We start from the raw sequence: 12,594 nt of genomic DNA, 5'->3' as shown, positions 1-12,594 counted from the left end.
CCCCCCCCCCCCCCCCCCCCCCCCCCCCCCCCCCCCCCCCCCCCCCCCCCCCCCCAACCCCCCCCCCCCCCCCCCCCCCGCCCCCCCCCCCCCCCCGGCGGGCCCCCCCCCCCCCGGGGGCCCCCCCCCACCGCCGTGAACGCTTGCTGTTCCTACTTTTCCCGCTGCTTGCGCCAGCGGATACCCGCCTCCAGGAAGCCGTCGATCTCGCCGTTGAAGACCGCTTCCGGGTTGCCCATCTCGAACTCCGTACGCAGGTCCTTGACCATCTGGTACGGGTGCAGGACGTACGACCGCATCTGGTTGCCCCAGGAGTTGCCGCCGTCGCCCTTGAGTGCGTCCATCTTGGCCTGCTCCTCCTGGCGTCGGCGTTCGAGGAGCTTCGCCTGGAGGACGTTCATCGCGGATGCCTTGTTCTGGATCTGCGAGCGCTCGTTCTGGCAGGAGACGACGATGCCGGTCGGGAGGTGGGTCAGGCGGACCGCGGAGTCCGTGGTGTTGACGCCCTGGCCACCGGGGCCCGACGAGCGGTACACGTCCACGCGCAGCTCGGACTCGTCGATCTCGATGTGGTCGGTCTGCTCGACCACCGGCAGGACCTCGACGCCCGCGAAGGACGTCTGGCGGCGGCCCTGGTTGTCGAAGGGCGAGATGCGGACGAGCCGATGGGTGCCCTGCTCGACGGAGAGCGTGCCGTAGGCGTACGGCACCTGGACGGCGAAGGTGGTCGACTTGATGCCGGCCTCTTCCGCGTACGACGTCTCGTAGACCTCGGTCTTGTAGCCGTGCCGCTCGGCCCAGCGGACGTACATGCGCTGGAGCTTCTCGGCGAAGTCGGCCGCATCCACGCCACCGGCCTCGGCCCGGATGTTGACCAGCGCCTCGCGGGAGTCGTACTCGCCGGAGAGGAGCGTACGGACCTCCATCTCGTCCAGCGCCTTGCGGACCGACTCCAGCTCGGACTCGGCCTCGGCCAGGGCGTCGGCGTCGCCCTCGTCCTGGGCGAGCTCGAAGAGGACTTCGAGATCGTCGATCCGGCCGCGTAGGGCCTCGGTCTTGCGGACCTCGGCCTGGAGGTGCGAAAGCTTGCTGGTGATCTTCTGCGCCGCCTCCGGGTCGTCCCAGAGGGAAGGCGCTGCCGCCTGCTCCTCGAGCGCGGCGATGTCCGCCCTCAGCGCATCCAGGTCCAGGACGGCCTCGATCGACCCCATGGTCGAGGAGAGGGACTTCAGCTCTTCGGAAATATCGACGACTGCCACGGGTCCAGCGTAACGGCTGTCGGCACGGACGTTCCTCGGGCCGCATGATCAGGACCCCGCGACCGTGTGCCGGGCGCCTGTGGGGACCGCTCCGGGACCACTCCAAGGGCCGCCGGGAACCCCCTCGCCGAGCCCTCGGGTCAGGGCATGCCCGGCGCCGAGTTCCCCGTCTCCCGCGCGGGTGCGCCCTCGTCGTCGCCGCTCAGCGCCAGCCAGCCGCCCACGCCCAGCGCCACCAGCAGCACCAGGGTCGCGGCGCCCAGCGTGAGGCGGCGCTTGCGGACGGCCGCGGACTTGTTGCGGGCGGAGCCGGGGCGGGGCGTGCCCGGGGAGCGGGGGGCCCTGGCGGTGCCCCGGGGGCCGCCGGAGAGCTCGTCGGGGGCCGGGACGCGCATGCTCGTGTGGGTGTCGCGGTTGGAGTCGGCGGACGATCCGGGGACCAGCGGGACCGCGCCGCGGCGGCGGGGTTCCTCGGGGGCGGGGGTGTACTGCTGCTCGTCGTATGTCTGGGGTTCCGGCTCGGAGTCCGGCTCGTCCACGTCGAGCGGCGGGATGCCGGTCAGGTGCGGGAGCTGCTCGCGCAGCCGGGCCGCGAGCTCGGAGGCGCGCAGCCGGGAGGCGGGGGCCTTGGCCAGGCACTGGACCAGGAGCTGCCAGAGCTCGTCGGGGATGCCGGGGAGCGGTACGACCGTCTCCGTGACGTGTCGGCGCAGCACGGCGCCGGGGTGCCCGCCGCCGAAGGGTGTGAAGCCGGCGAGGAGTTCGTACAGGACGGTGGCGAGAGCGTAGATGTCGACGGCGGCGCGCGGCGGCAGCCCCTCGACTATCTCGGGGGCCAGGTAGTCCGGCGTGCCGATGATCTTGGTGGCCTTGGTGCGGCGGGGGGTGTCGATCAGCTTGGCCACGCCGAAGTCGGTGAGCAGCGCGGGGTGCGAGCCGCCGGGGCCGAGCGGGCCCTCCATGTCGAGCAGGATGTTCTCCGGCTTGACGTCACGGTGGACCACCCCGGCCGCGTGCGCGGCGGCGAGGCCGTCGGCGACGTCCGCGATGATCGCCACGGCGGCCTCGGGGGCGAGGCGGCGTTCGCGGTCCAGGCGGGTGCGCAGGTCGGTGCCGCGCACCAGGTCCATGACCAGTGCCAGGTCGTTGCCGTCCACCACGAGGTCGCGGACGGCGACGATGTGCGGATGGTCGAGCCCGAGCAGGGCGGTGCGCTCCTGGACGAAGCGGCCGACGAGTTCCTGGTCGGACGCGAGGTCCTCGCGGAGCAGCTTGATGGCCACCGGGCCCTCGGGCCCCTCGCCGAGCCAGACCGTGCCGGCGCTGCCGCGCCCCAGGATCTGGTGTGCGGTGTACCGGCTGCCGATATTCCGTGCCAAGACTGCTCCCTCAGCGGCTGGCGATGGACCGTCGCTCATGACCCCCGGTCGACAAAGTTACGCGTCGGCCGAGGGGTTGAGTGCCCGGGATGGTGCCAACCTTCACTTCTGCGGGCGATATGCGGTGGAAACTGGCCCGCGGAAGTCGATATAGCTACAGATTTGATGGTGTGCGGCCCCTCGGAGGCCGGTGTCGCGGCCACGGCTCAGGGGCTGATGTCGCGAGCGCGCTCAGGGGCCGGTGTTGCCGCTGCTGCCACCGCCGTCGCCGCCGCCCAGTTTCGAGATCCAGTCCGTGACGGTGGAGACCGTGTCGCTGATCGCCTGCCAGTAGCTCTTGCCCTGGCCGATCCAGTCCTGCAGCGGGGTCAGCTCCCAGATCAGCCAGCCCGCGACGAACAGCAGCACCAGGGTGAACAGACAGCCCTTGAGGCAGCCGAGGCCGGGGATCCGCATCGGGTTGGCGCTGCGCTGCCTCGGCTCGCGGGGCGGCCGCGGGGCCGGCGGCTGGGGCGCCGGCTGCTGCGGGGGCGCGTACTGCTGCCGCTGGGGCTGGGGCTGGGGTTGCGGCTGGTACTGCTGCTGGTGCTGGGGGTACTGCTGCTGCGGCTGCTGGTACTGCTGATGCGGCGGCTGCTGCTGCCTCCTCTGGGGCTGCTGAGGCTGCTGGGGCTGCGGGCGCTGGGGGCGGCGGCGCAGCGGGTCCTGGCCCGGGTCGAGGTACTGGACCTGGGTCTGCTCGTTGCGGTCGCGGGCCGCCCGGAGCTGGGACTGCCAGGGGTGCGGCTCCTCGGGCTGCGGAGGGCCGTCCGGGCGCGGCGGAACGGGCGGCAGGACCGAGGTCGGGTCGGCGTGCCCGCCCGTGCCCTGGCCGGGGGCGTGCTGCATGACGCTGGTGGCGGCGTTCGGGTCGTACGAGCCGGCATTGCTCGGCAGCACCTGCGTCGGGTCCGCCGCGCCGGGGGTCTGCGGCACGGCCGCGGGCGCCGGGTCGGGGGCGAGCAGGGCACCCACGCCGTCGGCCGCGGCGATCTGGGCGGAACTGGCGTGCACGCCGATCCCGTCCGCGACGACGCGCAGGCCGCGGGCCAGGTTCTCGGCGCTGGGCCGCCGGTCGGGGTCCTTGCTCAGGCAGCGCTCTATGACCGTCCACAGCGGGGCCGGGACGGTGGAGGGGCGGCGGGGCTCCTCGCTGAGGTGCCGGTGCAGCACTTCGAGAGCGGTGCCGCCGGCGAACGGCGGACGGCCGGTGACCAGCTCGTAGAGCAGGATGCCCGCGCCGTAGATGTCGACGGCGGAGGTCTGCGGGCGGCCCTCGGCCGACTCGGGCGCCACGTAGGCGGGCGTGCCGACGAACTCGTGGGTCCGGGTGAGCCCCGGGGAGTCGGCCAGGCGCGCGATGCCGAAGTCGGTGAGCATCGGGCGCATCCGGCCGTCGCGCTCGTCGAGCAGGACGTTGGCGGGCTTCAGGTCGCGGTGGACGACGCCGTCGGCGTGGCTGGCGGCGAGCGCGTCCGCGATCTGCGCGGTGAGCAGCGCGGCGGCGACCGGGGTGAGCGGGCCGTTCTCGCGGAGGTAGCGGTGCAGGTCGGGGCCGTCGATCAGGTCCATGACGAGGGCGAGGAGGTCACCCTCGACGACCAGGTCGCGGGTGCGCACGATGTTCTCGTGGGTGAGCCGGAGCAGCACGGAGCGCTCGCGCAGGAACCGCATCACGACGTCGGCGTCGTTGGCGAGCTCCTCCTTCAGGACCTTGATCGCCACGGTCTCGCCGGGCTCGCCCGCGACGGCCGCCTCGGCGCCCGCGGCCTCCCGCTGGCGGGCACGCCAGACGGTGCCGGTGGCGCCGCGTCCCAGCGGCTCCTCCAGGAGGTACTTGCTGCCTACCGGCCGCACGTCATGCGCTCCCTGCAGATCGTGGTGCTTACGGTCTTCCCGGATCCGCCCGGGAGTTCGGGCCCAACTCTAGGGCCTGCCGTCAAACCGCCGCCGACGCCCGGAGGGCGGCCGGGCGGCATCGGGGGACTCTCGTCGCCCATCGCGGCCGGTGCCGCCCCGAGGCGGCACCGACCGGTTGCGGAACAAGACGCTCACATCGGGCGGATGGTTGCCGCACACGCGTGCGACGCGCCGCCCCGGACGCTCTTCCGGAACGGTTCCGTCGCCTCCGGCAACGTTCCGAGCAAGCACTCAAGCAGGCACTTATGGGCGCACAGCCGACGTTTCAAGATCACTTAGCCGTGACCGCCGGGCGTGTTGTCAGTGGCAGGTGCGAGGATGCCTCCAGCACGGACTGTGGGGTCGGGAGCCCTGCGGCACGTGACGAACCTGTACCGGACGACGCGTCCGTGTCGGGTGGGGGGATCACAGGCCGTTACCCCTGCCCGGCGCCCCGCGCAGAAGGGACCGCTGACGGCGATGCAGATCCGGCTGACCGTCCTCGCGCCGCGCAGCGGCCAGACCCCGGCGCGCGCGTGCGACGTGCTGGTCACCGCCCCGTCGGGGACGGCACTCGCCACCGTGGCGTCCAACCTGGCCGCGGCCGTCCTGGGGCCGGACGGCTCGCTCGGCAGCGGCGCGGTGGTGCTGTTCGCCGGGCGCGAGCGGCTCGACGCGCAGCGGTGCGCGCTGGGTGAGCCACCGCTGGTGGACGGGGCGGTGCTCTCGCTCCAGGTCCCGGGCGAGGACGAGGCGGTGGACGACGCCGTCCCGGCGCGGCTGCACGTGGTCGCGGGGCCGGACGCGGGCGGGGTCCATCTGCTGCACGGAGGGCAGATCCGGATCGGCCGCTCCGCCGACGCGGACGTGCCGATCGACGACCCCGATGTGTCCCGGCTGCACTGCGCGGTGACGGTCTCCGCCGACGGCCTGGTCTCGGTGGCAGATCTCGGCTCCACCAACGGCACCCTGCTCGACGGCGCGGCGGTCCGCGACCGGCCGGTCCGGCTGAAGCCCGGTGCGCTGCTGCGGCTCGGCGAGTCCACGCTCCGGCTGACCTCCGGCGCGCCCGCCCCGGCACTGGCCACGGCCCCGGACGGCGAGGGGCATCTGCGGGTGTCCGGCACGCTGGCCGCGGCCGGTGCCGACGGCCGCTCGGCCGAGGAGCACGGCTCCGGCCACGGGTACGCCCCGGCGGTCTCCCCCGGCTCCGGCCCCGTCCCCGTCCCCCACGAGGGGGCCGGTTCCGGTCACGCGTACGGGGAAGGCGACGGGCGTACCGACGGCGGGCGGCCGGCCCCGGGCGAGGAGTCGCCCCGGCGGGGCGGGATAGGCGCCTGGGCCCGCAGACTCGCGGGCAACAAGGGCGAGCCCGTCCACGAGGCGGCGCCCGACGGGCGGGGCGCGGCCGAGCCGCTGTTCCCGGACGGCCCCGCGGCACCGTCCGGGACCGCCGCGCAGAGCGTCTGGCCGGATCCGGCGGCCGTGCTGCTGACCGCTCTCGGCCCCGGCCCCCGGCTGTGGGAGCGCGGCACCGCCCACCCCGAGGCGCTCGTGGTGCGGCTGGGCACGACGGACCGGGCCGAGCTGCCCGCCGTGCCGGTGACGGTGGGGCTGCGGGAGGCCGGTTCGCTCGGCCTCGCCGGGCCGCGGACCCGGCTGGCCGGGCTCGCCCGTTCGACGGTGGCCCAGCTCGCCGCGCTGCACACCCCCACCGATCTGGAGATCGTGCTGATCAGCACGGACCGCGCCCGGAGCGCCGAGGAGCGCAGGCGTGAGTGGGCCTGGCTCGGCTGGCTGCCCCATCTGCGGCCGATGCACGGCCAGGAGTGCCGGCTGCTCCTCGCGTACGACCGCGAGCAGGCCACCGCCCGTACGACGGAGCTGGTGCGCCGGCTGGACGACGGGCCGCTCGGGCCCGGCTGGGCGAGCCAGGACCGCGCCACGATCGCCGAGGCCGCACAGCGGTACACCGGTCCGTACACCGTGGTGGTCGTCGACGGCGACCCGGGCTCGGCGGCGCTGCGCGAGAACACCGCCCGGCTGGCCGCCGCCGGTGCCGCGGCGGGCATCCACCTGATCTGTCTGGCCGAGACCCCGGCCGCCACCCCCACCTCTCCGGTCGCGGCGACGTACGAGGCCGCCTGCCACGCCTCGATCGCGTTCCGCGAGTGCGGGGCGGTGGCGATGCTGAGCGGCGACGTGGCGACGGCCCTGCGGCTGCTGCGGACGGCGGACGGCCGGGCCGCGGGCCGGGGCACGGTCGCCGCGGTGGACGGGGTGTCGGCGCACTGGGCCGAGCGGTTCGGCCGGGCGCTGGCCCCGTTGCGTACGGAGGGTGCCGCCACGGCCGCCGGCCGGCCGGCGGCGGCCGCGCTCCCGACGACCGCCCGGCTGCTCGACGAGCTGGGCCTGGCCCGCGCCACCCCGGCCTCCCTGATGGCCCGCTGGGCCTCCACCGCGGACGACCAGCCCGGTGCCACGGTGCGCGGCTCGGGCCGCTGGTCGGGCGGACCGGCGACCGGCGCCGATAAGGACACCCCCGGCTCGGGCCGTACGGAGTACCCGCGCTCCACGGCTCCCCGCGTCGGCGCACAGCGGCTGGGCGGCGCGCCGGGCCCGGACGGCACCGGCGGATACGCCCCCGGCTCGGGCCGCACCCCGTACCCCGGCAGTGAGAACGCCACCCACATCGGCGCCCCGGGCCACTCGTTCGCCCCCGACTACGCCCCCGACTCCGGCCGTACCCCGTATCCCGGCGGTTCCGTGCCCCGGGTCGGCGGGCAGCGCTACGGCAGCGCGCCCGGGGACACACCGAGCTCGCGGACCGTATCCGGATCGGGCCGCACCCCGTACCCCGGCGACGGTGACGTCCAGGGTGCCGAAAGTCTGCGTACGGCCGGGTCGGGGCGCGGCTCGAACCGGGTCAGCGGGCCGCGCGGCGGCGACACCCCGCGGATCGCCGCGCGGGGGGCCGGGAGCGCCGCCACTGCCGGGCGCCCCGCCCCGGAGGGAGCCGACACGCCCGCAGCCGCCCCGGCCCCGGCCGAAAACACCGCCCCCGCCGCCGTCGGGCGGCCCGTGGTGGTGCTCGGGGCCGGGCCCCGGGGCGCGGTCAGCGTGGACCTGGCGGAGGAGGGCCCGCACCTCCTCATCGAGGGACCGGCCGGCAGCGGACGTACGGAGTTGCTGCGGGCCGTCGCCGCCTCGCTCGCCGCGGCCGCCCGGCCCGACCTGCTGGGCATCCTGCTGGTGGACGGCGCGGGCGGCGACCGGGGCGAGGGCCTCGGCCCCTGCACCGAGCTCCCGCACGCGTTCATGCACCTGGTGGCCTCCGATCCGGTGCGGATGCGGGAGTTCGCCCAGGCGCTGGGCGGCGAGCTGAAGCGCCGTGCCGAGCTGCTCGGCCCGTACGACTTCACCGAATGGCACCACCGCCACGAGGTGGCGCGGCGGATGGTCGGCCAGCGCCCGCCGGTCACCGCGGAACAGCGCGGTGACGTGGACGCCCCGATGAGCGGGACGCTCCGGCTGCGCCCCGCCACCCCGGCCTCGGACCCCGGGCCCTCGCCGCTGCCCCGGCTCGTCGTCCTGGTCGACGACTTCGACGCGCTGGTCGCCCCGGCGCTCGGCAGCCCCGGCCGCCCCGCCGCGGGTTCGGTGGTGCGGGCCCTGGAGGCCGTGGCGCGGGAGGGCGGCCGGCTGGGCGTCCACCTGGTCGCGGCGTCCGCCCGCCCGGAGCGCACGGAGGACACGGACCTGGCCCACGGGGCCCGGCTGCGCATCGTGCTGGACGCCCCGGTGGTCCCGCCGTCGCCGGAGGACCCCGCGCCCGGACGGGGCAGGCTCGGGCATCCGGACGGGCGGGTGACGCCGTTCCAGGGCGGCCGGGTGACCGGGCGCATCCCGCGTACCGCCACGCTGCGGCCCACCGTCGTACCGCTGGAGTGGGAGCGGATGGGCGATCCGCCGACCCGCCGCCCGGTCCGCGAACTGGGCAACGGACCGACGGACCTGGCGCTGCTGGCCAGTGCGCTGGAGTGGGCGGCCCGTTCGGTGAACGCCGATCCCATAGTCCCGCTCGAGCCCGTCCACACCTGACCGGGAGCGGGTCCGGACATCCACTGACATCACGTCACGAGCCCATCACGATCAAGGAGTTGACACGAGAAGCGGTATTGCGGCACCCGAACGCCGGGCGTAGGACTGGGCGCACACAACGATGTGAGAGACGGGGAAGCAATGCGCACAACCCTTCGGATCAGCAGGGCCGCCGCGGTGTTCACCGCCGTCGGCGCCCTGGCCCTCACCGGTTGCAGTGACGACGGCGGCGGGAAGAACAAGTCGGACAAGGACTCGGGGAGCGGCAAACAGAGCTCGTCCGTCACCCTGCCCAAGCTGGACGGCGAGAAGCTCTCGGTCGCGGCCGTCTGGACCGGCGCCGAGCAGGCCAACTTCGTCAAGGTCCTCAAGGAGTTCGAGAAGCGCACGGGCGCCGAGGTCACCTTCGTCCCGGCGCAGGACCCGATCGTCAACTTTCTCGGTACGAAGATCGCGGGAGGTCAGCCGCCGGACGTCGCGATGATCCCGCAGGTCGGCGCGATCCAGCAGGCCGCGCAGAAGAAGTGGGCGAAGCCGGTCGGTCCCGAGGCCAAGGCCCAGCTGGCCAAGAACTACTCGCAGGTCTGGCAGGACCTCGGCGCGGTGGACGGCACCCAGTACGGCGTCTACTTCAAGGCCGCCAACAAGTCCCTGATCTGGTACAACGCCAAGGCGTTCGAGAACGCGGGCGCGGCCGAGCCGAAGACCTGGAAGGACTTCCTGAAGACGGCCGAGACGGTATCCGCCTCCGGTGTCACCCCGGTCTCGGTGGGTGGCGCGGACGGCTGGACGCTCACCGACTGGTTCGAGAACATCTACCTCTCCCAGGCCGGTCCGGAAAAGTACGACCAGCTGGCCCAGCACAAGATCAAGTGGACGGACCCGTCCGTCAAGGCCGCGCTGACCACGCTCGCGGAGCTCTTCGGCAAGCCGTCGCTGATCGCGGGCGGCGCCGACGGCGCCCTGCAGACGGAATTCCCGGCGTCGGTCACCCAGACGTTCACCGGTGGCGACCAGCCCAAGGCCGCGATGGTCTACGAGGGTGACTTCGTGAGCGTCAACATCGCGCAGACGAAGGCGAAGATCGGGACGGACGCCAAGGTGTTCCCGTTCCCGGCGGTCGGCGCCAAGTCCCCCGTCGTGACCGGCGGCGACGCCGCGGTGGCGCTGAAGGACGGCAAGGGTGCCCAGGCCCTGCTGACCTGGCTGGCCTCGACCGATGCCGCGCAGATCATGGCCGAGCAGGGCGGATTCATCTCGCCGAACAAAGCCCTGGACGCCGCCGTCTACCCGAACGAGGTGCAGCGCACGATGGCGAAGGCGCTGGTCGCGGCCGGTGACTCCGTCCGGTTCGACATGTCCGACCAGGCACCGCAGTCGTTCGGCGGGACGCCCGGCAAGGGTGAGTGGAAGACCCTCCAGGACTTCCTGAAGAACCCGAAGGACATCGCGGGGACTCAAGCGAAGCTGGAGTCCGACGCGGCCAAGGCGTACAAGAGCTGACGGGATGACGACAGCCGCAGCGGGGGGCGCCGACGCGGTGCCCCCCGCCGACAAGCAATCGTCCGGCAACCGATCGTCCGGAAAGCCGTCGGTGCCCGCGCCCAGGAAGCCGTCCGATCCGTCGGCCGGCGGCGCGGGACGCAGCCGCAGGAGCGTGACGGGCACCCGCCGGTTCATCGCCGCCCTCTTCCTGGCACCCGCGCTGGTGCTGCTGGGCGCGCTCGTGGTCTATCCGATCGTGTACTCCGTCTACCGGTCGTTCTTCGACCAGGCCGGTACGGGCTTCGCCGGACTCGACAACTACAAGGCGCTGTTCACGGACGACACCATCCGTACGGCGGTCAAGAACAACGCGATCTGGGTCGTGCTCGCGCCGACGGTCGCCACGGCCCTCGGGCTGATCTTCGCGGTGCTGACGGAGCGGATCCGCTGGGGCACGGCGTTCAAGCTGGTGGTCTTCATGCCGATGGCGATCTCCATGCTCGCCGCCGGCATCATCTTCCGGCTGGTGTACGACGCCGCCCCGGAGCGCGGGGTCGCCAACGCCGTATGGGTGGGTGTGCACGACACGTTCAACGAGTCGGCGGGCTACCCGAAGGCGCACCCGCTGCCCGTCCACCCGCTCAAGGCGGGCCCCGGCGGCTCGTTCGTCACCAAGGCACCGGTGCGGGCCGGGCAGCCGGTGCGGCTGCCGCTGGTCGGTGTGATCCCGGCGAACATGCCGAAGGACGCGAAGCCGGCGAAGGCCGCGGCCGCGGGGAACGGGGAGATCACCGGCACCGCGTGGCTGGACTTCACCAAGGGCGGCGGCGGCAGGCCCAATGTCATCGACGCCAAGGAGCTGGGACTCAAGGGCATCGAGGTCGAGGCGGTCAAGGACGGCAAGGTCGTCGCGTCGGCCACGGCGGGCGCGGACGGCACGTTCACCCTGCCCGCCTCGGCGGACGGCGCCGGACTCCGGCTCCCCGCCTCGAACTTCAAGGAGCCGTACAACGGGGTCGAGTGGCTCGGCCCGACCCTCGTCACGCCCGGGATCATCGGTTCCTACGTCTGGATGTGGGCCGGGTTCGCGATGGTGCTGATCGCGGCGGGGCTCGCGGGGCTGCCCCGTGAACTCCTCGAAGCGGCCCGGGTGGACGGTGCGAACGAGTGGCAGGTGTTCCGCCGGATCACGGTGCCGATGCTCGCGCCCGTGCTCGTGGTGGTGCTGGTCACGCTGATGATCAATGTGCTGAAGGTCTTCGACCTGGTCTTCATCATCGCGCCGGGTTCCTCGCAGGACGACGCGAACGTGCTGGCGCTCCAGCTCTACCGGTCCTCGTTCGGCACGGACGCTGACCTCGGGATCGGCAGCGCCATCGCCGTACTCCTGCTGCTGCTGGTACTCCCGGTGATGTACGTCAACATCCGCCGGATCCGGAAGGAGGGGCGCCGATGACGACAGCGTCGACCACGGCCACGGACACGAGCACGACGGCCGACGATGCTCCGCTGAAGGCCGAGCGGTCCCTCGGCGCACGTCTCGCCGCCCGCGCGGGCGGCGGTGCGATGCGGATCTTCCTTGTCCTGGTGGCCCTTTTCTGGCTGATGCCGACGATCGGGCTGCTGCTGTCCTCGCTGCGCGGCTCGGACGACATCGCGGCGAGCGGCTGGTGGAAGGTCTTCACGGCCCCGTCCCAGCTCACCTTCGACAACTACGCCACGCTGCTGGAAAATTCGACGATCACCCACTCCCTCCTCAGCACGGTCATGATCACCGTTCCGGCGACCGTGCTGGTCGTCGTGATCGGCTCACTGGCCGGATACGCCTTCGCCTGGATGGAGTTCCCCGGCCGCGACTGGTGGTTCCTGGTGGTCGTGGGGCTGTTGGTGGTCCCGGTGCAGGTCGCCCTGGTACCGGTCTCCAAGCTCTTCGGCGCGGTCGGGATCTTCGAGACGACCTTCGGCGTGATCATCTTCCACACAGCCTTCGGGCTGCCCTTCGCGATCTTCCTGCTGCGGAACTTCTTCGCGGAGATCCCGAGGGAGCTGCTGGAGGCGGCCCGGCTCGACGGGGCGGGCGAGATCCGCCTCTTCACCCGGGTGGTGATGCCGCTGGGCGGTCCGGCGATCGCCTCGCTCGGGATCTTCCAGTTCCTCTGGGTGTGGAACGACATGCTGGTGGCGCTGATCTTCGCCGACTCGGACTCACCGCCGATCACGGTGGCCCTCCAGCAGCAGGTCAGGCAGTTCGGCAACAACATCGACGTGCTGGCGCCCGGCGCCTTCGTGTCGATGGTGATCCCGCTGGCGGTCTTCTTCGCCTTCCAGCGCCAGTTCGTCTCCGGCGTGATGGCGGGCGCGGTGAAGTAGAAGCGGGTGGAGCGGGGCGGCGGCGCCGCCGGACGGGCCCTGGGGCCTGCCCGGCGGCGGCG

General features: G+C 73.4%; 7 protein-coding genes. 4 read left to right on the top strand and 3 right to left on the bottom strand.

Features of this window, described 5'->3' with window-relative positions:
• Positions 1 to 152: 152 nt before the first annotated feature.
• The 3 genes from prfB to ACIRJP_RS32405 all read right to left on the bottom strand — a co-directional run bounded on the left by prfB (position 153) and on the right by ACIRJP_RS32405 (position 4,534).
• Positions 153 to 1,259 carry a peptide chain release factor 2 gene (gene prfB, locus ACIRJP_RS32415; protein WP_326765877.1) on the bottom strand — a complete coding sequence of 369 codons (1,107 nt, stop codon included), beginning with the start codon at positions 1,257 to 1,259 and terminating at the stop codon, positions 153 to 155.
• A 140-nt stretch (positions 1,260 to 1,399) separates the two neighbouring features.
• On the bottom strand, positions 1,400 to 2,638 hold the full coding sequence (locus tag ACIRJP_RS32410) for a serine/threonine-protein kinase (protein WP_404181910.1): 1,239 nt from the start codon (positions 2,636 to 2,638) through the stop codon (positions 1,400 to 1,402).
• A 231-nt stretch (positions 2,639 to 2,869) separates the two neighbouring features.
• Positions 2,870 to 4,534 (bottom strand): serine/threonine-protein kinase, encoded by a 1,665-nt coding sequence (locus ACIRJP_RS32405; RefSeq protein ID WP_404181907.1) that lies wholly within the window; start codon positions 4,532 to 4,534, stop codon positions 2,870 to 2,872.
• A 522-nt stretch (positions 4,535 to 5,056) separates the two neighbouring features.
• Between ACIRJP_RS32405 and ACIRJP_RS32400 the strand changes: the two genes are divergently transcribed.
• The 4 genes from ACIRJP_RS32400 to ACIRJP_RS32385 all read left to right on the top strand — a co-directional run bounded on the left by ACIRJP_RS32400 (position 5,057) and on the right by ACIRJP_RS32385 (position 12,532).
• Complete coding sequence (locus ACIRJP_RS32400; RefSeq protein WP_404181904.1) at positions 5,057 to 8,677, top strand: FHA domain-containing protein; 3,621 nt, start codon at positions 5,057 to 5,059, stop codon at positions 8,675 to 8,677.
• Positions 8,678 to 8,818: 141 nt separating this feature from the next.
• On the top strand, positions 8,819 to 10,180 hold the full coding sequence (locus tag ACIRJP_RS32395) for an ABC transporter substrate-binding protein (RefSeq protein WP_404181901.1): 1,362 nt from the start codon (positions 8,819 to 8,821) through the stop codon (positions 10,178 to 10,180).
• A gap of 4 nt (positions 10,181 to 10,184) precedes the next feature.
• Entirely contained in the window at positions 10,185 to 11,618 is a 1,434-nt protein-coding gene (locus ACIRJP_RS32390; protein WP_404181898.1) for a carbohydrate ABC transporter permease, read from the top strand.
• Positions 11,615 to 12,532, top strand: coding sequence for a carbohydrate ABC transporter permease (locus ACIRJP_RS32385; protein ID WP_404181895.1), 918 nt, complete (start codon positions 11,615 to 11,617; stop codon positions 12,530 to 12,532). Before ACIRJP_RS32390 ends, ACIRJP_RS32385 begins: the two co-directional genes overlap by 4 nt.
• Positions 12,533 to 12,594: the final 62 nt, after the last annotated feature.

This window comes from Streptomyces sp. NPDC102437 (assembly GCF_044765565.1).
Taxonomy (GTDB): Bacteria; Actinomycetota; Actinomycetes; order Streptomycetales; family Streptomycetaceae; genus Streptomyces.
This window is presented reverse-complemented; position numbering and strand designations above follow the sequence as displayed.

Excerpts from the sequence above, each read along its gene's own strand:
- ACIRJP_RS32400 (WP_404181904.1), top strand. The coding sequence starts at position 5,057 with ATGCAGATCCGGCTGACCGTCCTCGCGCCGCGCAGCGGCCAGACCCCG.
- ACIRJP_RS32395 (WP_404181901.1), top strand. The coding sequence starts at position 8,819 with ATGCGCACAACCCTTCGGATCAGCAGGGCCGCCGCGGTGTTCACCGCC.
- ACIRJP_RS32390 (WP_404181898.1), top strand. The coding sequence starts at position 10,185 with ATGACGACAGCCGCAGCGGGGGGCGCCGACGCGGTGCCCCCCGCCGAC.
- ACIRJP_RS32385 (WP_404181895.1), top strand. The coding sequence starts at position 11,615 with ATGACGACAGCGTCGACCACGGCCACGGACACGAGCACGACGGCCGAC.